The sequence below is a fragment of the Pseudoalteromonas sp. SR43-3 genome (genome assembly GCF_014163875.1).
GTDB lineage: Bacteria > Pseudomonadota > Gammaproteobacteria > Enterobacterales > Alteromonadaceae > Pseudoalteromonas > Pseudoalteromonas distincta.
The window spans coordinates 1-22121 of sequence record NZ_JACJEC010000033.1; the positions used below are offsets into that span (position 1 = coordinate 1).

The 22121-nt window shown below is 39.7% G+C and carries 21 protein-coding genes and 4 tRNA genes; 9 read left to right on the plus strand and 16 right to left on the minus strand.

Annotation, left to right across the window (positions count from 1 at the left end; translation table 11 throughout):
* Positions 1 to 250 precede the first annotated feature (250 nt).
* From H5088_RS19795 to rph, 3 genes are read right to left on the minus strand one after another with little or no spacing between them, the layout of a single operon-like run.
* Complete coding sequence (locus H5088_RS19795) at positions 251 to 631, minus strand: diacylglycerol kinase (RefSeq protein ID WP_002958892.1); 381 nt, start codon at positions 629 to 631, stop codon at positions 251 to 253.
* Positions 632 to 687: 56 nt separating this feature from the next.
* Positions 688 to 1332: an orotate phosphoribosyltransferase gene (pyrE, locus tag H5088_RS19800; RefSeq protein WP_182754363.1), complete on the minus strand. Its 645-nt coding sequence runs from the start codon at positions 1330 to 1332 to the stop codon at positions 688 to 690.
* 18 nt (positions 1333 to 1350) lie between these two features.
* Entirely contained in the window at positions 1351 to 2064 is a 714-nt protein-coding gene (gene rph / locus H5088_RS19805) for a ribonuclease PH (protein WP_002958890.1), read from the minus strand.
* Between the two features lie 179 nt (positions 2065 to 2243).
* On the opposite strand from rph, the gene H5088_RS19810 reads away from it, so the two are divergent.
* Complete coding sequence (locus H5088_RS19810) at positions 2244 to 3104, plus strand: YicC/YloC family endoribonuclease (protein ID WP_138488390.1); 861 nt, start codon at positions 2244 to 2246, stop codon at positions 3102 to 3104.
* A gap of 207 nt (positions 3105 to 3311) precedes the next feature.
* Here the strand turns inward: H5088_RS19810 and tuf are convergent, their stop codons facing one another.
* From tuf to murB, 8 genes are all read right to left on the minus strand, one after another.
* Positions 3312 to 4496: an elongation factor Tu gene (gene tuf, locus H5088_RS19815; RefSeq protein ID WP_024596766.1), complete on the minus strand. Its 1185-nt coding sequence runs from the start codon at positions 4494 to 4496 to the stop codon at positions 3312 to 3314.
* Between the two features lie 129 nt (positions 4497 to 4625).
* A tRNA-Thr gene (locus H5088_RS19820) sits at positions 4626 to 4701 on the minus strand.
* A gap of 11 nt (positions 4702 to 4712) precedes the next feature.
* A tRNA-Gly gene (locus H5088_RS19825) sits at positions 4713 to 4787 on the minus strand.
* 44 nt (positions 4788 to 4831) lie between these two features.
* Positions 4832 to 4916 (minus strand) — tRNA-Tyr (locus H5088_RS19830).
* Between the two features lie 40 nt (positions 4917 to 4956).
* Positions 4957 to 5032 (minus strand) — tRNA-Thr (locus H5088_RS19835).
* A gap of 126 nt (positions 5033 to 5158) precedes the next feature.
* Positions 5159 to 5869, minus strand: coding sequence for a type III pantothenate kinase (locus H5088_RS19840; protein WP_182754366.1), 711 nt, complete (start codon positions 5867 to 5869; stop codon positions 5159 to 5161).
* A complete protein-coding gene (gene birA / locus H5088_RS19845; RefSeq protein WP_182675543.1) occupies positions 5866 to 6858 on the minus strand; it encodes a bifunctional biotin--[acetyl-CoA-carboxylase] ligase/biotin operon repressor BirA in 993 nt (330 codons plus the stop codon). Before birA ends, H5088_RS19840 begins: the two co-directional genes overlap by 4 nt.
* Positions 6858 to 7865 (minus strand): UDP-N-acetylmuramate dehydrogenase, encoded by a 1008-nt coding sequence (gene murB, locus H5088_RS19850; RefSeq protein ID WP_182754369.1) that lies wholly within the window; start codon positions 7863 to 7865, stop codon positions 6858 to 6860. Before murB ends, birA begins: the two co-directional genes overlap by 1 nt.
* Before the next feature lie 143 nt (positions 7866 to 8008).
* On the opposite strand from murB, the gene H5088_RS19855 reads away from it, so the two are divergent.
* The gene (locus tag H5088_RS19855) at positions 8009 to 9850 is read left to right on the plus strand and encodes a M1 family metallopeptidase (RefSeq protein ID WP_039488662.1); all 1842 of its coding nucleotides are present in this window, start codon (positions 8009 to 8011) and stop codon (positions 9848 to 9850) included.
* A 58-nt stretch (positions 9851 to 9908) separates the two neighbouring features.
* Here H5088_RS19855 and H5088_RS19860 read toward each other — a convergent pair whose 3' ends face one another.
* Positions 9909 to 10496, minus strand: coding sequence for a DUF2057 domain-containing protein (locus H5088_RS19860; RefSeq protein WP_182754372.1), 588 nt, complete (start codon positions 10494 to 10496; stop codon positions 9909 to 9911).
* Positions 10497 to 10588: 92 nt separating this feature from the next.
* On the opposite strand from H5088_RS19860, the gene H5088_RS19865 reads away from it, so the two are divergent.
* The 3 genes from H5088_RS19865 (at position 10589) to H5088_RS19875 (ending at position 14156) form a co-directional block, all read left to right on the plus strand.
* Positions 10589 to 10957: a histidine triad nucleotide-binding protein gene (locus H5088_RS19865; protein ID WP_182737946.1), complete on the plus strand. Its 369-nt coding sequence runs from the start codon at positions 10589 to 10591 to the stop codon at positions 10955 to 10957.
* Between the two features lie 219 nt (positions 10958 to 11176).
* The gene (locus H5088_RS19870; RefSeq protein ID WP_004334929.1) at positions 11177 to 11833 is read left to right on the plus strand and encodes a response regulator transcription factor; all 657 of its coding nucleotides are present in this window, start codon (positions 11177 to 11179) and stop codon (positions 11831 to 11833) included.
* Between the two features lie 166 nt (positions 11834 to 11999).
* Positions 12000 to 14156 carry a response regulator gene (locus H5088_RS19875; protein ID WP_182712711.1) on the plus strand — a complete coding sequence of 719 codons (2157 nt, stop codon included), beginning with the start codon at positions 12000 to 12002 and terminating at the stop codon, positions 14154 to 14156.
* A gap of 29 nt (positions 14157 to 14185) precedes the next feature.
* On the opposite strand, the gene H5088_RS19880 is transcribed toward H5088_RS19875, so the two are convergent.
* The 3 genes from H5088_RS19880 to H5088_RS19890 form a co-directional block, all read right to left on the minus strand.
* A complete protein-coding gene (locus tag H5088_RS19880) occupies positions 14186 to 15601 on the minus strand; it encodes a mannose-1-phosphate guanylyltransferase/mannose-6-phosphate isomerase (protein ID WP_182712710.1) in 1416 nt (471 codons plus the stop codon).
* 75 nt (positions 15602 to 15676) lie between these two features.
* Positions 15677 to 16450 carry an amidohydrolase gene (locus tag H5088_RS19885; protein ID WP_182716472.1) on the minus strand — a complete coding sequence of 258 codons (774 nt, stop codon included), beginning with the start codon at positions 16448 to 16450 and terminating at the stop codon, positions 15677 to 15679.
* Positions 16438 to 17580, minus strand: coding sequence for a methionine aminotransferase (locus H5088_RS19890; RefSeq protein WP_182754375.1), 1143 nt, complete (start codon positions 17578 to 17580; stop codon positions 16438 to 16440). Before H5088_RS19890 ends, H5088_RS19885 begins: the two co-directional genes overlap by 13 nt.
* A 108-nt stretch (positions 17581 to 17688) precedes the next feature.
* Between H5088_RS19890 and H5088_RS19895 the strand changes: the two genes are divergently transcribed.
* From H5088_RS19895 to H5088_RS19905, 3 genes are read left to right on the plus strand one after another with little or no spacing between them, the layout of a single operon-like run.
* Positions 17689 to 18318 carry a methylthioribulose 1-phosphate dehydratase gene (locus H5088_RS19895; protein ID WP_004334937.1) on the plus strand — a complete coding sequence of 210 codons (630 nt, stop codon included), beginning with the start codon at positions 17689 to 17691 and terminating at the stop codon, positions 18316 to 18318.
* Positions 18315 to 19001 (plus strand): acireductone synthase, encoded by a 687-nt coding sequence (gene mtnC, locus H5088_RS19900; protein ID WP_182694156.1) that lies wholly within the window; start codon positions 18315 to 18317, stop codon positions 18999 to 19001. Before H5088_RS19895 ends, mtnC begins: the two co-directional genes overlap by 4 nt.
* The gene (locus H5088_RS19905) at positions 18998 to 19540 is read left to right on the plus strand and encodes an acireductone dioxygenase (protein ID WP_024597069.1); all 543 of its coding nucleotides are present in this window, start codon (positions 18998 to 19000) and stop codon (positions 19538 to 19540) included. Before mtnC ends, H5088_RS19905 begins: the two co-directional genes overlap by 4 nt.
* 63 nt (positions 19541 to 19603) lie before the next feature.
* Here the strand turns inward: H5088_RS19905 and mtnA are convergent, their stop codons facing one another.
* The gene (gene mtnA / locus H5088_RS19910) at positions 19604 to 20629 is read right to left on the minus strand and encodes an S-methyl-5-thioribose-1-phosphate isomerase (protein WP_182754378.1); all 1026 of its coding nucleotides are present in this window, start codon (positions 20627 to 20629) and stop codon (positions 19604 to 19606) included.
* Positions 20630 to 20758: 129 nt separating this feature from the next.
* Here mtnA and mtnK point away from each other — a divergent pair, with 129 nt between their 5' ends.
* Positions 20759 to 21976, plus strand: coding sequence for an S-methyl-5-thioribose kinase (gene mtnK / locus H5088_RS19915; RefSeq protein ID WP_182754381.1), 1218 nt, complete (start codon positions 20759 to 20761; stop codon positions 21974 to 21976).
* Positions 21977 to 22121: the final 145 nt, after the last annotated feature.

Here is a 22121-nt window from a genome sequence, read left to right on the forward strand (position 1 = left end):
TCTAAAAAGATTCAATCTAAGTTTTACTTAACACCCTGAGTTGTTCGTGCCTCGCTATGCGTTGCTGTTTCCCGTCTCAGTGGGGTCGCATTATAGGGAGATCCGAAAACAGATCAACCCTTTTTAGAAGAAAACTTGAAATAAGGTGCTGTTCGCTGAGAATTTGAGCTAAACACGTTAAAAATACAACATAACCATCAAATTATTAACAACTAACGGGGTTCAAACCTATTTTATATTAGAAGTAGAGTTAAACGATCTTCATATAGAGGCTTACACCCCAGATGATCAATACGATCGTTAATGAAAGTGTTACGGCTGCAGATCCCATATCTTTGGCCCTACCTGACAATACATGTAACTCTGTACTTACTCGATCTGTTAATGCTTCAATGGCGGAGTTTAGTAATTCAACTATTAATATAATAAGCAGTGAGCTAATTAGTATTGCCCAGTGTAATAGTGATGAAGCAAGCCAAAATGAAATAGGAAATAATATAAGGCTTAATAGTAGCTCTTGCCTAAATGCTGCTTCTTCTTTAAATGCTGCTTTAAAGCCAAGGTAAGAGCAATAGGTTGCTTTGAAAACACGCTTGAGGCCTAAGCCATTCGGTTTTAATACATCTTTCATTAATAAACTCTATGAATGAAGGTCAAAATAAAGCCCCGCACTGCGAGGCTTTTTATTTATGCTACGCCGTATTGATCACGGTAAGCTTTAACTGAGGCTAAATGCTCATCCATTGTGCCTTGGCTTTCAAGGTAACTGATAAGATCAGCTAATTTTACAATTGAAATCACTTTGGTATTAAAGTCACGCTCAACTTCTTGAATAGCTGATAATTCAGCTTTACCCTTTTCTTGGCGATCTAACGCAATTAAAACACCACTAAGGTCAGCACCATTTTGTGCAATGATTTCCATCGACTCACGAATCGCAGTACCTGCAGTAATTACATCGTCAACTAGCATAATTTTGCCATTGAGTTCTGAGCCTACTAATGTGCCGCCTTCACCGTGTGCTTTTTTCTCTTTACGATTAAAACAGTAAGGTACATCTTTATCATGATGATCCGCTAAGGCAACCGCTGTGGTTGTCGCTATTGGAATACCTTTGTACGCAGGACCAAATAATACATCGTACTCTATAACAGAATCTTCGAGTGCCGATGCATAAAAGCGACCTAAACGCGCTAAGTCTCGACCAGTATTAAACAAACCAGCATTAAAAAAGTAAGGACTTGTGCGTCCAGACTTTAATGTAAACTCACCAAATTTTAACACCTGCTTCTCTAGAGCAAATTCTATAAACTCTTTTTGATAATCTTTCATATCTTGTGGCCTACCTATTTATGCTAATGCTTGCTTTTGTACGTCAATAATTTCGCGAATAGAATGTTTAGCTAAAGTAAGTAACTCATCTAGCTCATCAAACGAGAAAGGTTCGCCTTCAGCTGTACCTTGAATTTCAATAATTTTACCTGTTTCGGTTAAAATTACGTTCATATCAGTCTCTGCTGCTGAATCTTCAATGTATTCTAAATCGCTAATTGCTTGGCCTTTGTAAATACCAACTGAAATAGCTGCAATCATATGTTTAAGTGGGTTTGAATTAATCATACCTTTTGCACGCATATGTGTTAGTGCATCAACAAGTGCAACACATGCACCACTTATAGAAGCAGTACGTGTACCGCCGTCAGCTTGAATAACGTCACAGTCAATGGTAATTGTGTTTTCGCCAAGTGCTTTTAAGTCAACAGCAGCACGAAGTGCACGTGCAATTAAGCGCTGAATTTCCATAGTACGACCGCCCTGCTTACCACGTGCAGCTTCTCGAGCATTACGCGTATGCGTTGCTCGCGGTAACATACCGTATTCAGCATTGATCCAACCTTTACCCTGACCTTTCATGAAACGAGGAACGCCCGATTCAACAGTAGCTGTACAAAGTACTTTGGTGTTACCAAACTCAACAAGTACTGAGCCTTCAGCATGCAAAGTATAATTACGTGTAAATGTAACAGGTCTAATTTGGTTAGGTGTTCTTTCGCTTGGACGCATTGACGATCCCCTTAATTCAGAATTTGCGACATTATAAGTGTATGTGGGTATAGATACCATGTTGATTTAAATAAATAGCTGTATGCAAAATATTCAGTGTATTAAATTTTCCCTAGAGCTTAAGCAGTGTTACGGTATAATCATCATAATATTGTATTTATAAATTTAGGAAAATATCCATGATCCACAGTATGACAGCTTATGCGCGTCGCGAAATAAAAGGCGATTGGGGTACTGGCACTTGGGAAGTTCGCTCAGTAAACCAGCGTTACCTTGAAACATTTATACGCGCACCAGAGCAATTTCGTGGCATGGAGCCAGTTATTCGTGAGCGTTTACGCAAACACTTACAACGCGGTAAAGTTGAGGTCTTTTTAAAGTTTGTGGCAAATCCTGCCCACGTTGGCGAGCTATCAATTAACCAAGCACTTGCTGAACAACTAATAAATAGCGCTAAATGGGTTCAACAACAAAGTAATGGCGATATTAACCCTGTTGATATATTACGTTGGCCTGGCGTTATGGAAGCAGAAGAGCTTGATATGGATAGCGTTAATACAGCATTAATAGCTGGTCTTGATCAAGTAATCGAAGATTTTAAATCTGCACGTGGCGATGAAGGTGCAAACCTTGAAGAAATGATAGCAATACGCCTTGATGCAATTCTAGAGCAAGTAGAAATTGTAGAAACGCATATGCCTGAGATTGCTAAATGGCAGCGTGAAAAACTTGCTCAAAAGCTAGAAGACTTAGCAGCAAACATTGACGAGTCACGCCTTGAACAAGAACTTATTTATCTTGCTCAAAAACAAGATGTAGCTGAAGAACTAGATCGCTTAAAGTCTCACGTTAAAGAAACTAAAAAAATCCTTAAAAAAGGAGGCGCATGTGGCCGCCGCTTAGATTTTATGATGCAAGAATTTAATCGTGAAGCTAACACGCTAGCGTCTAAGTCTATCAATAGTGACATCACTACTGCAGCCGTAGAGCTAAAAGTACTAATTGAACAAATGAGAGAACAGATCCAAAATATTGAATAGTTTTCAGCTAAGTATGGCACATTCATAACTTATCAAAACCCGAGCTTAGCTCGGGTTTTTAGTAATACCACTAATGATACTTTGAGTATTGTTACCAAGTATCTTCACCTAAGGTTAAAGCGGCATCTTAAATCGTACTTTATTTTAGACATTAAAAAGCCCGAGACTAAGCTCGGGCTTTTTGGTAATAATTAGCTAGGCTAATAATTACGCTACGATAGTTGCTACAACACCAGCACCTACAGTACGACCACCTTCACGGATAGCAAAACGAAGACCTTCATCCATCGCGATTGGTGCGATTAGAGTTACTGTCATCTTGATGTTATCACCAGGCATTACCATTTCTACGCCTTCTGGTAACTGTACGTCACCAGTTACGTCAGTTGTACGGAAGTAGAACTGTGGACGGTAACCTTTGAAGAATGGAGTATGACGACCACCTTCATCTTTAGAAAGTACGTATACTTCTGAAGTGAATGTAGTATGTGGGTTGATTGAACCAGGCTTAGCTAGTACTTGACCACGTTCAACGTCTTCACGCTTAGTACCACGTAGAAGTGCACCAATGTTCTCACCAGCACGACCTTCGTCAAGAAGTTTACGGAACATTTCAACACCAGTACAAGTAGAACGAGTTGTATCATTGATACCAACAATTTCTACTTCGTCATTGATGCGGATGATACCTGCTTCAACACGACCAGTTACAACAGTACCACGACCCTGGATTGAGAAAACGTCTTCGATAGGCATGATGAATGGCTTATCGATGTCACGCTCTGGCTCTGGGATGTAAGAATCAAGTGCGTTTGCAAGCTCAACAATCTTATCTTCCCACTCTTTCTCGCCTTCTAACGCTTTAAGCGCAGAACCAGCGATTAGAGGTAAGTCATCACCTGGGAAATCGTATTCAGAAAGAAGTTCACGAACTTCCATTTCTACTAGTTCAAGTAGCTCTTCATCATCAACCATGTCACATTTGTTCATGAATACGATGATGTAAGGAACGCCAACCTGACGAGAAAGAAGGATGTGCTCACGCGTTTGTGGCATAGGGCCATCTGTCGCAGCAACTACTAAGATCGCGCCGTCCATTTGAGCAGCACCAGTGATCATGTTTTTAACATAATCGGCGTGACCAGGACAATCTACGTGTGCGTAGTGACGTGTAGGTGTATCGTATTCAACGTGAGACGTTGAAATAGTGATACCACGTTCGCGCTCTTCTGGAGCGTTATCGATTGATGCGAAATCTTTAGCAACACCGCCGTATACTTTTGCAAGTACGTTAGTGATTGCTGCAGTTAGTGTAGTTTTACCGTGGTCAACGTGGCCGATTGTACCAACGTTTACGTGCGGTTTTACGCGTTCAAACTTTTCTTTTGCCATGACGGAACCTATCAGTTTTGTGTATCTAAATTACATATGAAAATAATCCACCAAAGGTAGATTAAGTTAATCTTTTTCAAATAGTATTTTCTGACAGATAAAGGAAGTAATCAAGGAGATTCTTAGGACTGGTGCTGATAGGCAGAGTCGAACTGCCGACCTCACCCTTACCAAGGGTGCGCTCTACCAACTGAGCTATATCAGCAACACAAGAACTGGAGCGGGCAGCGGGAATCGAACCCGCATCATCAGCTTGGAAGGCTGAGGTAATAGCCATTATACGATGCCCGCATAAAAATCTGTTCTTAAACTACCTCTAACCGTCAAGAATAAAGTGGTGGAGGGAGCTGGATTCGAACCAGCGAAGGCTGAGCCGTCAGATTTACAGTCTGATCCCTTTGGCCGCTCGGGAACCCCTCCACGATAATTCTCTACTAATTCACTTCCGGTAAAAGGAAAGTGGTGCCGACTAACCGAGTCGAACGGTTGACCTACTGATTACAAGTCAGTTGCTCTACCAGCTGAGCTAAGTCGGCACTGCTTTAGTACGGGGCGAGATATTAGAGTAAGGTTTATTGGGATGCAACTATAAAATTAAAAAAAGTGTAAATTTTTAGTTTAAATGCTCAATATTCACGCGAAAACACGTTTTTTGCACTTTTTTATGTTGTTTTGCTTAGCTGGTGCCAGTAATTTAACCCCTTCATTACGAGTAATGAATCAAAAACACTTCCCTCAAATTGCTGTTGTAAAAGCAAGCCATAGCCACCAGCAAAAATTATTTGTACTTTTTGCTCTGTTTTTTTATCCGTTAAGTGCAACTTAGCTTGCTCAATTGCTCCAATGGTTGCTACTAAAGCACCATTTTTTAAACCATTAGGCGTATTTTTACCCAGTTCATTGGTAAATGGAGTTTTACCATCATCAAAAACACGTTGAGTATTTTGTGTAAGTGATGAGGTCATTAAATCAAGCCCAGGTAAAATCCAGCCACCTAAATGCAACCCTTCACTACTAAGCACATCAATTGTTGTCGCAGTACCCGCATCAACAACAATGCATGCTGTGTTTGGATATAACGTAAATCCAGCAATAAGCGCAAGCCACCTGTCTATGCCTAAGTTAGCTACATGCTCGTAAGCGCATACAAGGTCTCCAAGCGTTTTGGTTACCTTGGCTTCAAAACAAATAATATTATTGCTAGCCGCTTGCGCGAGAATATCGTTTAGTAAATCACTGCGCCCTACACATGCATAAATCACTTCGGTTATTTGTAACCAAGGCAGGTTATTTATATCTGCCGGTTGTGTTTGCTCGTTATGCCACAACACAGCTTTTAATGATGTATTTCCTACGTCGATCAATAATCTCATAATTGCGCCTTTCTAAGGGAGACTTCCCCACCGTAATAACTTTTTACTTCCCCGTCTTGGCGAATTCGTATTCCACCTTGTGGGTCAATACCTTCACATATTCCACGCCAACTTCGGTGTCCTGTGTTTAGTTCAACATATTCACCAGCAAACGCATTGAGCGAATTCCATTGCTCATACATAGCTTGCAAGCCTGTTTGACGATACTGCGCTAAACGCTGCTCTAAATGGTGAGTAAGAGAAGCCACAAGTTGGTTTTTATCAAGCTTTTGAGTATGTTGATTTAAGTCGGTCCACGCTTGGTCTATATGCTGACTAAAGCTCTCAGGCATTTGTAAATTAATACCGATACCAATCACTAACTGACAAGGTCCTTGCGGTTGTCCATCTAATTCAACCAATACACCTGCAAGTTTTTGCTTATTTATATAAATATCGTTAGGCCACTTAAGTTCTACGTCAACTTGGTATAACGCTTTAATAGCATCATAAACAGCAAGGCCTACCGCAATTGATACGCCCATTGCAGCTTGTAAGCCGTCATCTAAACGCCAAAAGTAACTGTAATACAAATTAGCGCCAAATGGGGATTGCCAAACACGGCCGCGTCTACCACGTCCTGCTTGCTGCATTTCAGCAACAATAACAGTGCCAGACTCAAGCGTTGTTTTGGCCTGTATACGGCGCATAAGCTCGCTGTTAGTCGAATCAATAATAGGGTGTACTTCTACATCGGCAGTATTTGCACCTAGCGCTTTGTAGTGCTGATCAATTTGCGTTTTATTTAAAAGGCCCACCTGACTATTCAAACAATAGCCTTTGCCAGTCACTTTAAAAATATCCAAGCCCATTTCTTGTAACGTTTTAATATGTTTACTTACCGCAGCTCGGCTAATACCTAGCTTTTCACCCAAGGCTTGACCAGATACAAACCCTCCTTGGTTGAGTGCATTTAAAATAGCGAGTTTGTTTCCATCAGGTGCTTTCATTACTTAGGCTCCGCGTTAATATGGCATTCGCTGCGTGCATCCATTAAACGTACTTCGTGCTCTAACATAATGTTGTAACGCGTATAAACAACTTGCTGAATGTGTTTAATCATTTTTATTAGGTCGCTGCCTTCACTATTTCCGTGATTAACAAGTACTAGAGCTTGTTGTTGATGCACTTCTATACCAGCCTCGCGGTGCCCTTTTAAACCACTTTGATCGATTAACCAACCTGCCGCGACCTTGTGATGACCTTGCCCATATTCGTAATGAGGTAAATCGGCAAATTGCTTTAATAGTTCAGCTAACTGCTGGTTGGTTATTATAGGGTTTTTAAAAAAGCTGCCCGCATTGGCAAGTGTATATGGGTTAGGTAATTTGCTATTACGCGTTTTTATAACCTGATCGAATACTGCTTGCGGGGTGATGCTTGAGAGCTGCTGCAAAGGGCCATAACTTAATGCTGGTTGCCATTTTGTTGGGAGCGCTAAGTGTACTTGCGTGATCACCGCTTTATTTTTAAGGGCATGTTTAAATATTGAGTCTCTGTAAGCAAATTCACATTGCTCGTTATTTAATGAATGCATAGTGTTAGTGGTTATATCAAAGTACTCTACCAACTCAACAAATTTAGCTATCTCAACACCATAAGCACCAATATTTTGTACCGGCGATGCGCCAACAGTACCCGGTATAAGTGCTAAATTTTCAAGCCCTGGTATATTTTTCTCTAATAAATAGCTAACTAGTTGATGCCAATTTTCGCCTGCGGCAATACTTATTAGTGTGTCGCTCTCACGCTCGGTAATTTTAATACCTTTTAAAGCTATTTTTATAACCGTACCCATGTAGTCATTTAAAAATACGGTATTACTGCCCTCGCCCAGCAAACAAAACGGTGCACTAAAATTTTGCGTTTTAAGTTGCTCAAGCTGAGTAATTTCAACAAAATTTTGGCATTGGCTGTTTAATGCGAATGTATGTAAGGAGTGTAATGAATGCGCCACAAAGCTCTCTAAAAATACCGGTAACTAATCGCAATAGTTTACCTCATCGTCGCAAATGTGGCACTAGATTGTAAAAATCACTCAACCCGCCGTGTCAATCGTGATATAAAACCAGCACTTTTTTATTTGTGTTCAGAGTAATGATGAAAATTAAACCTCTTTTTTTAAGCCTCGCTATGGCGGGTATGTGTTCGCAAGCAATGGCTAATGCGATTGACCAAAACTCGTATGCTAACCTTGATGATGTTGTTACTACTCACTTAAACCTTGATTTAGATGTCGATTTTGCCGACAAGCAGTTAGAAGGTTTTGTAGAGCATACTCTTCAGTGGAACAACAGCAAAAGTAGAACTCTCGTACTTGATACCCGCGACTTAGACATTGATAAAGTAATGTACAAAGATCAAAGCGGTAACTGGAAAAAAGCGACTTTTGATTTAGCTAAGCGAGATGACGTTAAAGGTTCAAAGCTTACTATTGTGTTTAAAAACCAAGCTGAAGTAGTTCGTATTTATTACAACAGTCGTCCAGAAGCTTCAGGCCTGCAATGGTTAACACCAGAGCAAACGGCAAGTAAAACGCATCCATTTATGTACAGCCAATCGCAAGCAATTCATGCACGTAGTTGGATCCCAGTGCAAGATACACCCGCAATGCGTGTAACTTACTCTGCACGAATTCATACACCAAAAGATATACGTGCTGTAATGAGTGCCGATAACAAAGATGCGCTTTATAAAGATGGCGACTACATTTTTGATATGCCACAAGCAATTTCACCTTACCTAATTGCTATTGGCGCAGGTAACTTAGAATTTAAAGCAATGTCGCATCAAACAGGCATATTTGCTGAACCGACAATTTTAGATGCCTCTGTTGCTGAATTTGACGACACCCAAGCCATGATCGATAAAACAAACGCGATGTACGGCGAATATGCATGGGGTCGCTACGACTTATTAATGCTACCACCAAGTTTTCCGTTTGGTGGCATGGAAAACCCACGCTTATCATTTATTACTCCAACGGTTGTTGCCGGTGATAAAAGCTTAGTTAACCTTATTGCTCATGAGCTTGCTCATTCTTGGTCAGGTAACTTAGTAACTAACGCAACGTGGGAAGATTTATGGTTAAACGAAGGTTTTACCTCGTACGTTGAAAACCGCATTATGGAAGAAGTATTTGGCCGTGACCGTGCGGTTATGGAACAAGCACTTGATTCAGCGTCTTTACGCGCACAACTTAAAACAATTGATGCACCAGATACACGCCTTAATTTAAAACTTAACGGCCGCGACCCAGACGATGCATTCAGTTCAGTGCCTTACACTAAAGGTCAATTATTTTTAATTTACCTAGAAAACAAATATGGTCGCGATAAATTTGACCCGTTTGTAAAAGCGTACTTTAAAGAGTTTTCGTTTAAATCACTTACTACCGCGCAATTTGTTACTTACTTAAAAGCTAACTTAATTGAAAAGTATCCTGGTGTTGTAAGCATGGATAAAGTAAACGAATGGATTTTTGAACCTGGATTACCAAGTGATGCGCCAAACCCTACTTCTGATGCATTTGATAAAGTAGATACTGCAACAGCAGCATGGCTAAAAGGCGACACAACTGCAGCTCAACTGCCAACAGCTGATTGGTCTGTGCATGAGTGGCTACACTTTTTAAATAACTTACCACGTGATTTAAGCCAAGAGCACATGGTAGAGCTTGACTCAGAATTTAACCTAACACAGTCAACTAATGCTGAACGTGCATTTGCTTGGTTTATGCTAGCAGTAGGAAATGGTTATCAGCCAATTTACCCTGCACTTGATAAGCACTTATCAGGCATTGGCCGTCGTAAGTTAATTGTACCGTTATATAAATCCCTTATCACTAACGGTAAAAAAGAGTGGGCACAAAGCGTGTACTTAAAAGCACGCCCTGGGTATCACCCTCTTGCACAAGGTACTATTGACGCATTATTTGAATAAATAGCGTTAACTAGAAACTAAAAAGGGCCAAATTTGGCCCTTTTGTTTTGCTATTTTTCTACTTTGTCACTTTTTCTAAAAAAGCTTTACGCTCTGCAGTTGTGGCTTGTTGCCACCAAAAATCAAGCATTTGCGGCGCACTTGGCATGCCTTTATCTGTAATGGGTGCTATCGGCTTTATTGGCTGACGTCCTGCAGGCATTGTATTTTGCATTACCGGTTTATTGCTTGCTAGCTGCGTGTTAGAAATAACACTTAAAGGCTTTGCAACAGCGCTACTTTTTGCTTTTAAACTAACTTGTGGTGCTTCTGCAAATACTTTTGCAGATACTGCATTTTCAGCACGATTAAACACTAAGGTATAATCTTTACCTGCTTCAACAGTTACACTTACCCAAAATGGTTCCGACTCCACAACTTCATGCGTGTCATAATCATCTTCATATAAATCAGTATATTTTAGCCTAAGCTGGTAAGTTCCTGGCGCAAGCTCTACATCATCAATACGGCTAAACAAAGAGCTTTCTAGCATTTTATCGCCCACTTGTAGTGGTACAATTTCTTCTGGAAAGTGAATATTTTCAGCATTAGCCGAAAAACTAAGTAGTAATGCAACTGCACTACTTATTAAAATTGGTTTAAGCATATTAACTCCTTTATTTGATTTCAGTTTGACACTGCTTTGAAAGTTTGTCATTAGTGAGCTTAAAATTCATAACACTAAATTAGGAACACACTATGAACCAAGAGACTATTTTTACCAAAATAATTAATCGTGAAATTCCGGCCGACATTGTCTACGAAGATGAAGACACCCTCGCATTTAAAGATATAAACCCACAAGCGCCATTTCATGTGTTAATTATCCCCAAAAAAGCAATTGCTACTATAAATGATATAAATCCTGAAAACTCACATTTAGTAGGCAATTTATACGTTGTTGCGGCAAAATTAGCTAAGCAGCACAATTTTGCTGAGGACGGATACCGCGTGGTCATGAACTGTAATGAACATGGTGGACAAACCGTTTATCACATACATTTACATATGCTTGGCGGTAAAGAAATGGGATGGCCACCTTACCAAAATGTAAAAAAAGTAAATTAATTAAATATTTTTATCTAACTATTCCGCTCAACCAAGTAGTTACAAATGTTATGATTTTTCATGGTTATAAAGAATAAATAGTTACTTATTTGCAACATTTTATGTTTAAATAATCGTAAAATCGTATTTGTTATTGAGTGCTTCAGCGACTTTCTAATACAAAAGGTGCGGAAGTCGTGATAAACTTAAACAGTCAGCTTTATAAAAGAGTATAAAAACATGAGCAGTTCAGCCTTTTTGTTATTAGATCAAGAGCCAATTAACACTATTGGTATTAACGTTTTAGAACCTTTGTTAAAAACGCAAGGCCTTGACGTAACCACGGGTACTAATATTTTAGATATACCTGAAGGGACTCGACTTTTGTTTATCGAAACATCTAGCAAGGATGCATGGGGAAAACTAAAAGAACAACTAGTAAACCTACGTATTAAATGCGATATCATATTATTTAATCTAGACGAGAACCCTGAGCTTGCTAATCGTGCATTGTTGAGCGGTATTCGTGGCGTATTTTACACAACAGATAACGCCGATGTATTAATGAAAGGTATTCGTTTACTACTTGAAGATCAGCTTTGGTACCGTCGCGATATTATGTGTAATGCATTAAATCGTATGCTGCAATTTAATAAAGATGCGCTGCATAAACTAACCGAAGGGGATATTGAGCCTGTTAAACTTACTAAGCGAGAAAAAGCAATAATCTCACTAATGAGTAAAGGTTCGAAGAATAAAGAAATCGCTGAAGATTTAAGCATCAGTCCACACACAGTTAAAACACATTTATATAGCGCATTTAGAAAAACTAAATGTCGTAACCGTATTGAGCTCCTATCTTGGGCACAACAAAATATCCCTGATGAAATTCGTTAATCATATATTTAGTTTAAAATTAAAAACAGACACTTAGGTGTCTGTTTTTGTATGTGTTACACACTTATTTAATACCAATTTGATTGCCTAAGTAATCTGTTTTGATAATTGGTATAAGTGTATACTTTTGATAATCTTAGTTTAAAACTACTTTGCTGGAATATTAATGCTCGACTCTTTCACTCTTTATTTTGCCAGCATCGCCATCATGGTTGTAATGACCTTACTTAACTTTTTAACATGGCGAACAAACAAACAAATATCGGGCACGCTGCTATGCATTTTCTATCCCATATTGCTATTAGGCTCTGTTATTGGTTTTACGCTTGTTGGTGATACACATAATTTAGTGATTATTAGCGCTGCTAGTAGCATGATGTTTGCCGCATCAATAGTGCATTGTTTATCGCTCAGTCAGTTTTTAAATTATCACGGTATTGGTTTTAAATTACTTTGCTCAGTAACTGCTTTTTGCACTGTAATGCTTGGCTATTACACCTTTTTTGACCCATCTTTACACGAAAGAGTGATTGCATCCGATATACAGCACATAGCAGAAGCCGGCTTTTTACTCTTTATATTTATTAAGTACGCGCGCAAACCCTACCCTAATGGCAGCATTGTATACATAACCATTTTAACGCTTGTTGCTTTGAGCTTTATTGGCCGCTCGTTATTTATGGATAACATTGAACAAAAAAATCTTTTAGTAAACGGCTGGTTTAGCTCTTTATTATTTTTAAATGGGGTAATTGCGCCCATGTTTTATGCTTCAGGTATGGCGTTATTATGTAATGAGCGCAGAGAACAGCACCTCAATAAACTCGCCGATAAAGCACAAAAAGATTTAGAAATACGCGGGCTCTTTTTATCAACAATAAGCCACGAAATTCGCACCCCACTAAACGGTATTTTAGGCAGCGCCCAACTTGTTATGAACCAAACAAGTGATACCCGCAATAAAGCCTATTGCGAGGCAATTATAAATTCTGCCGAATCACTTAACTTGTTGGTAGATAAGGTCCTTGATTACGCGAGCCTAGATCAGAGTGACGAAGCGCTTTACGAAGAAGATGTAGAATTTAAAACATGGCTTAATAATTTATGTTTATTACTAAGCCCAATGGCCGAGCAAAAGCAGCTAAAATTTGAGCTTATCTATAATATTCCTGAGCAAGCCTGTTATTACTGCGACCAACAAAAACTTAGACAAATAATTATTAATTTAGTCGGTAACGCTATTAAATTTACAGATCACGGAACCGTTAAAATTCAGGTTGATTTAGTATTAGAAAAACAACTTGAGCACACGATAAAAATTAGTGTCAAAGATTCAGGACCAGGTATAGAAAATGACGAGATAGCCTACTTAACAGAACCTTATGTACAAAGTAGCGCAGGCAAAGAAAAAGGCGGAACCGGCCTTGGTTTAGCTATTACTAGCCGCCTGCTTGAAAAGCTCAGTAGCCGACTCGAAATAGCCAGCCAGCTTGGTACTGGTAGTGTATTTAGCTTTACCGTTACTTTTACTTTAGGTGAATTAAGCCTTGTAGAGCAGCGCCATCAAACTAAAGATTACTTAACAGGTCTTGATGTATTACTGGTTGAAGATTTAGATTTAAATCAAAAAATTGCTATAGAATTTATGGCCGACGATGAACACAAAATTAAGCTCGCAAAAGATGGGAAAAGTGCCATAGAGCTCATGCAAGCTCACCACTTCGATGTTGTTTTGCTTGATATGAACCTACCTGATTTAACAGGGCAAGAAGTACTTAAACGTCTAAAACGCATTGATCATAAAAATCAACGAACGCCAGTACTCGCATTTACTGCAAGCCTTAGCCCTGACGAAGTAAAAGAGTATTTAGAATTAGGAATAAAAGACATTGTAGGCAAGCCTATTAAGCATGAAAAGCTTCGCCAAGCACTTAGTGACTCTCAATCTAATCAAACTGCGAGCATTGCAGTAGAGCTTATTGATACCTTGTATGACAAAACAGCGGCCGAAACACTCACCAGCTCATTTAGTGAAGATGAAGTGTCTTCAATTTATAATGAATTTGTGCTTTCAGCCCGCAACAAGCTAATTCGCTGTCAAAAGCTTATTGATCAACATCCAGAGCAATGCATTAAGCTTTTACATCGCCAAGCAAGTACCGCTCTGCAACTTGGTTTTAATCGCTATGGTATTGAGCTTAAAAAAATAGAGCGCCGTTTACTCGATAAAAAGCCACATAACGACATGCTTGATGAAGCGTTAGATCTGTGGCAACGCAGCTTAGAGCAATATTTAAAGTTTGTGCGTGGGCAGTTAGAGTAATAGTGAATTAGCTTTAAAAAAGCTAATGATTAACCCCTTCCATATTTATCATCAAATCGCTCTATATCGCTTTCATCAAGTACAGCACCGGTTTGCACTTCAATAACAATTAACGGCTCTTTTTGATTATTAGCCAAGCTATGAATTTGCTTAGCCGCGATATAACACGATTGGTCATGCGTTAGCGTATACGCTTGCTCATCAATACATACATTTGCAATACCCGAAACCACCACCCAATGTTCAGCGCGATGCTGATGGCGCTGCGTCGAAAGCTTAGCACCGCTATTAACAGTAATTTTTTTAACTTTAAAGCCTGTGCCTTCAACCAAAGTACGGTAATTCCCCCATGGGCGAAAAACCACTTGATGATGATTAAGTTTATCGGCCTGTGTTGTAGCAATTTGCTTAAGCAACAAAGGCAAAGAATCTAGCTCATTTTGGTTTGCAATTAACGTGGCATCATGAGTATGAATAATTGCTAAATTGCTTACTCCAAGCGTGGCAATAGTGTGTTCAGCCTCGTTAATAACTAAGTTATTAATACTTTTTTGAGCAATATAATTAGCGTTTAAACTATTACCGTTTTTGTCTTTTTTTGTAAGCGCATCAAGGGATGAAAAACTACCTACATCACTCCATTTTAAATCAACAGGCATAACAACTGCGTTATTACTGCGCTCTAAAATGGCGTAATCAATTGAATCGCTTGGGCAGTGTTCAAGCGCACTGTTGCTTGGGCGGGTAAACCCTAAATCTTTAGTAAATTGCGCCGCTGCAGCGACACTCGTTGCTATTTTTGGCGCAAACCGTTCGAGCTCTTTTAGATAGGCTGCAGGGGTAAATAAAAACATCCCGCTATTCCAGCTATAACCACCTTGAGCTAAATAACGGTTCGCTGTATCTAAGTCAGGCTTTTCTTTAAATTGTGCAACATCGTAACAACCCGTTCCAACAATAGGCGCGCCTTGTTTTATATAGCCATAACCGTTATGAGGCTCTGTAGGAGTAATAGAAAATGTCACTAGCTTTCCTTGCTCAGCAAGTTTTACAGCTTCAGGGAGCTTAGCCGTTAATACATCAAAGTTTTTAATATGATGATCGGCAGGCATCACTAATAGCGGGCCGGTAATCCCATTTTGCAGCGCATAGTGGGCGGCTAATGCGATGGCAGGCGCGGTATTTTTACCTTTAGGTTCGAGTAATAATGCAGTAGGAATTGAGCTTTCAGCCTGCTCGGCGGCAATAAATCGGTGCTGCTCGTTACACACTAAAATAGCATTATCAAACAACTCATTAGAAACACGCGCCAACGTACTTTGTAGCAATGACATGTTTTCATTTAGTAGTGGTAAAAATTGTTTAGGCATTGCTTGGCGAGAAAGCGGCCACAAGCGAGAGCCTATGCCACCTGCTAAAATTACAGGAGTGATTAAAGTGTTCATAATGTACATTAGCCGCCAACAAAAATATCAGCGACTATTTTAACACTTTATTGGCTCTGCGCTAAATTAACGTGTTTATATTAATGTAAAAGAGTCTGCATCTAAATAGGCAGGAAACGCTGCTTTAAACTCATCCAGTGGCGCTTTTTCAAGCGTGATAGTAACTAGTTGCTCAGTGTTATCTTGCGCTTTAGTTAACGCATCGCCTTTGAAGTCGTATACTGCCGTACCGCCATTGTGCGCCACACCATTACCGTCTTCCCCCACGCGATTAACACCTACTACGTAACACAGGTTTTCCATTGCACGCGCCATAAGTAACGTATCCCAAATATGGCGGCGTACAGCAGGCCAATTTGCTACGTTTATCATTACATCGTAGTCGTTATTATTACGTTGAAATACCGGAAAGCGCAGGTCATAGCATACTTGCGGTAATAGTTTAAAACCATTGATTTCAAAAACTTTGCGCGCTTGCCCTGCTACAACATAATCGCCCTCGCTGCCTAAGCGAAATAAATGGCGCTTATCGTAATAACTCACCTCACCATCGGGTTTTACCCAATAAAACCGATTCGCTTTTTTATCGCCTTGTGCAACAAGTACCGAACCCGCAATAACCGCATCATGTTTATGAGCCTGCGCCTTTAACCACGTCAGTACTTTACCGTTTTCAGGCTCTGCACAATCTAAATTAATGGCAAAGCCAGTCGAGAATGTTTCGGGCAGTAAAATAAGATCGGGCTGATGCGTAATTGCTTCAAGCTGCTTATTAAACATGGCTAAATTAGCATCTTTATCAAGCCAATAAAGCGAGCTTTGCAATGCTGTAATGGTTAAAGTTGACATAATATTTGCGCAGCCTCTATGAGAGTGTTGTCGTTTTTAGCAAAGCATAAACGAATTACTTTGTCGGTTGGTGGATTTTGATAAAAAACACTTAACGGAATAGCCGCAACACCGGCTTGCTCAACTAACCAATGGCAAAATTCAACATCGTTTAAATCCGATACATCGCTGTAATCTAACAATAAAAAGTAAGTGCCTTGGCTAGGTAAAATTTTAAAACGGCTGTTACTTAAATGACGCGCTAATAAGTCGCGTTTTTGCTGATAAAACCCGCTTAGCTCATCTATATGCTCACCTTGCTGCTCGAGCATATCGGCAAGCGCATGCTGTGCGGGGGTAAAACTTGAAAACGTAACGTACTGATGAATTTTTCTAAATTCGACAGCTAAATCGGCAGGTGCAATACAGTAACCCATTTTCCAGCCAGTGCTGTGAAACGTTTTACCAAAACTCGATACAACAAAGCTTTTGGCAAATAATTCATCATCGCGTAATACGCTTAAATGCGGTTGTTCATCAAACGTAATGTGCTCATATACCTCATCGCTTATTACATACAAATTGTGAGTACCAACTAACTCTTTAAGCGCTTTTATATCTTGTGGCTGTAATATTTTACCGCTTGGGTTATGAGGCGTATTAATAATAATTGCACGGGTATTTTTAGTAATAGCTTGGCTTACTACTTGCCAATCAATGGTGTAATTTGGCGCACTTAAAGCAATGTGTACCGACTTTCCACCAGCGAGTTCAATTGCCGGTTGGTAAGAGTCATATGCAGGGTCAAATACAATCACTTCATCACTGGGGCGCACAATTGTTTGAATAGCCACAAACAATGCCTCTGTTGCACCCGAGGTAACAGTCACTTGATCAGCTGCGTTTATATCAGCTGCATATTTGCGCTTTGCTAAATCAGCAATTTGTTGCTGTAATCGTGGTACACCACTTGAAGGTGAATATTGATTAACGCCCTGCTGCACATAATAATTTAACTGCGTTTTTAAAAGATCAGGAGCATCAAACTCAGGAAAGCCTTGAGAGAGATTAATTGCCGAAAACTCATTAGCCAACCCGCTCATTTGGCTAAATATACTAACGCCTAAATTTGGTAATTTACTTTCAAACACGTGATGCCCTTAATGATGGTTTTGCGCTTAAAGCGATGCTATCATTGCTTAAAACAGAAGTATAGCCGTCTAAAAACAATTAACTTTACGCTCATTAGTGAGGAATGTATGCAAAACAATACCGCTATTTCACAACTTATTGAAGCCGGAAAATGGGTTAGCCAAAAAGGCTGGGTACCCGCAACAGGCGGAAACTTTTCAGCTCGTACTAGCACTGGCTTTGTTGTTACAGCAAGTGGGCACGATAAAGGCTCACTGACGCAAGAGCATTTTTTGCAATTAGATCACCAAGGCGAGCGCCTAGCAGGAGCTGTAAAACCATCGGCAGAAACACAATTACACCTAAGTTTGTATCAGCTTATACCTGATGCGCAGTGTGTTTTGCATACTCACTCTGTAGCCGCTACCGTACTGTCGCAAATTACCCAAGGGCATCAGCTTGATTTAACAGGCTATGAAATGCAAAAAGCACTGAGCGGCTTTACTTCGCATTTAGAAACGCTGAGCATTCCTATTTTCGATAACGATCAAGATATTGACCGATTAAGCCTACTGGTCAGTGACCATCATTTACACACGCCTATAGAGCATGGCGTACTGATACGTGGTCATGGTTTATATGCAGTAGGACGTAATATTGATGAAGTTCGTCGCCACCTAGAAGCCTTAGAGTTTTTATTTAGCTGCGAACTAGAGCGCCTAAAAATAATAGGCATTCAAGCGGGAGTAACTAAATGATTAAAGCCATTTTAACCGACATCGAAGGCACAATAACCCGTATCTCGTTTGTTAAAGAGGTGTTGTTTCCTTACGCAGCAAAACAGTTACCTACCTTTGTACGTGCCAATGCTAATAAGCCAGATGTAGCTGAGCAAATTAGTGCCGTAAAAGCCCTTATCGAAAAGCCAAACGCCGATATTGAAGAAGTCATTAGCACTTTACTTACCTGGATTGATGAAGATAAAAAAATCACTCCACTTAAGCAGTTACAAGGCTTGATTTGGCAAACAGGGTATGAACACGGTGATTTTAAAGGTCATTTATACCCAGATGCATTTGATTTTTTACAAGCTCAGTACAACAACGATATAGCTTTATATGTGTACTCGTCAGGGTCAGTAAAAGCGCAGCAGCTACTTTTTAAATACAGTGATTATGGTGACATTCGCAGCTTGTTTACTGACTTTTTTGACACCAAAGTTGGCGCAAAACAAGAGCAAATAGCCTATAACACCATTGTTGAGCTGTTACCGTTTAAAGCAGCAGAAATACTCTTTTTAAGTGATGTAGCCGGCGAGCTTGATGCCGCGCAAGCTGCAGGCTTAAAAACACTACATTTAATTCGTGATGGGCAAGCAAGCACTAAAGCACACCCTTATATTAATGACTTTAGCCAATTTAAATTGGAGCAATTAGTATGAGTCAATTAACAATATATGCTGACAACGATGCAAGCAAAGCACTTGTAAGCACATCAAATGCTGATGATATTACAAAGCAACTAGCTAAAGTAAACGTACGTTTTGAACAATGGCAAGCAAATGCAAATATTAATGAGCACACCACCCACGAGCAAATTATTAGTGCGTACAAAAACGATATAGATCGGTTAAAAACCGAAAATGGCTATCAAACAGTAGACGTTATATCTCTAGCTAAAGGTAATCTTGGCGCATCAGAGCTGCGCAAAAAGTTTTTATTTGAACATACTCATAGTGAAGACGAAGTGCGTTTTTTTGTAAAAGGCCAGGGGCTATTTTGCCTGCATTTAGGCAATAAGGTTTACCAGGTACTTTGCCAACAAGGCGATTTAATTTCAGTGCCTGAACTTACCCCGCATTGGTTTGATATGGGAAGCGATCCTGAGTTTACTGCCATTCGCTTATTTAACAATACAGAAGGCTGGGTGGCAAAAAGCACTGCCTCGTCTATTGCAGAGCAATTTCCGCTATTATCGTAAGTTATTCATTCAAAACCTTGGTCCACACTAATAAACATAACGTGGACCAAAAATATCGCGAAGTTACTTAAGCTTTATGAGATCGCCATTTTCTACCTGACTTTGGTTATACACACCTGTATCTAACACCCACCCTGTGACCAGTTTTGCCGGCGTTATATCAAATGCAGGGTTATATACATTAGCATTGATGGGCGCCCATAAAGCCTCGCCAAAGCTACCGCTAACTCCGCGCACTTCTTGAGGATTACGTTGCTCTATTTCTATATCATCACCACACGCGGTGTTGGTATCAAGCGTGGTAATAGGCGCAACTACATAAAATGGAATGTTATGAAAATACGCAAGTACGGCTAAATTATAGGTGCCCACTTTATTGGCAAAATCACCATTGGCAGCAATACGATCAGCCCCTACTACTATTTTATCCACCTTACCTGCAGCCATTAAACTTGCCGCCATATTATCGCAAATTAATGTGTAAGGTATTTTCCAGCGCTCAAGCTCAAAGGCAGTTAAGCGGCCGCCTTGTAATAATGGTCGTGTTTCATCAACCCACACATGTACGTTGCCATGTTTTTGCTGCGCTTTGTAGATAACACCTAGTGCAGTACCAATACCAGCGGTTGCAAGCGCCCCTGTATTACAATGAGTTAATATGTTGTCGCCACTATTTATAAGCTCGGCACCACGATTTGCCATTCGTTCACACAGCTCAATATCTTCAATAAACAACCGCTCAGCAGTACTAACAATACCGGCAACATAATCGCTTTGCGTTAAAGCTTTTCGCAATGCCGCCATACAATGCATTAAATTAACCGCCGTTGGACGAGTGGCTTCTAGTTCATTGATTGCTTTTTCAAGCTCACTTTTCACTACCCCTTGCTCAGCTAAATACGCCACTAACAAGCTCGCGCCTAAACCAATAAGTGGGGCTCCACGCACTTTTAAGTTAATGATCAGCTCTTTCATGGTTTCTACATCATGGCACTGATGCCATACCTGCTGGTGAGGTAGTAAATATTGGTCGAGCACACTAAGCGACCCGTTTTCATATTTTAAACTGCTTGCGATTAAGTTTTGCATAATGCTTAAGGTATTAAAAATGCGTAACGTTATTTTACACCACTTTGAATAACTCTCAAGTTAGACTTGTAGACATCTAAACATTTAAAAGTATAGAATGCTTAAAAGCTGATTTTTGAGATTTAAACCATGACTAACTATGTTGCTTTTAATACACAGCGCGCTATCGATTACGTATCGACATTAATTGAATCTAAACAATGTAATTTTTTTGATTCCGGACAAACCTTATCGGCATATGAGTTTGGTGATGGCAATCTTAATTTAGTATTTAGAATTACTGATGAGCAAAACAATAGTGTTATTTTAAAGCAAGCTCTGCCTTACGCGCGTTGCGTGGGTGAGTCGTGGCCATTAACACTTGATAGAGCCCGTATAGAAGCACAAGTTTTACTTAACCATGGTGCTATTTGCCCTACTTATACTGCTAATGTTTTACATTATAGTGAAATGCAAGCCCTGACTATTTTAGAAGATTTAGGTAATTTACAAATATTGCGTACTGCACAAAATAATGCAGAGCAATTTCCTAAATTGGCACAGCATGTAGCGACCTACTTAAGCCACACCGGCTTTTATAATTCAGATTTTTACTTAACCGCGCAAACTAAAAAAGCGCTCGTTAGTCAATTTACTAATCCTGAACTTTGCCAAATCACGGAAGACTTATTTTTTAGCGATCCGTACATTGAGCACGAACGCAATAACTACCCAAAGCAACTACAAAACGAAGTTGACGCAATACAAAAAAACAACGCATTGAAGTTAGAAATAGCAAAACTAAAAGCTAATTTTTTATCTAACCCGCAAACATTACTTCATGGTGATATGCACAGCGGTAGCATTTTTGTTGATTGTAATAATACAAAGATGATTGACCCAGAATTTGGTTTTTTTGGACCTATTGGGTTCGATATTGGCTCTTTTATTGGTAATTTACTATTGAATTACTGCGCGCAAGCAGGTCATATTGATGACTTTGTAGCACGTCGCAATTACCAAACACATTTACTTAGCTGTATCGTAGACACCTATAGTTTATTTGAGCAGCAATGGCTTGAATTAATACGCACTAAAACATTAGATGAATCACTAGCGCCAGTAGGCTATGCGCAATACTTTATGAAAAACGTATTGCAAGATGCTGTTGGTTACTGTGGTGCTGAGTTAATTAGGCGTACTATTGGGCTTGCGCACGTAAGCGATATAGATAGTATTAGTGATGACAATGCGCGCCTTACAGTGCAAAAACAAACATTAGCACTAGGCGAGCAACTTATTTTAAATGCACAAACATGCAACAACAAAGAAGCATTCCTTAGTTTATTAATAAGCCAATTAAACTAACAAGCATTAAAAAAGGCGCTATAAGCTGTCTCTTATACACAAATCCCTGCTAAGAAATTAGCGGGGATTTTTTTGAACTAAATCTCAATGTCATGATCAGATCTTCAAATCTTGTTTGAGGGCACATTATGATTAACGAACATAC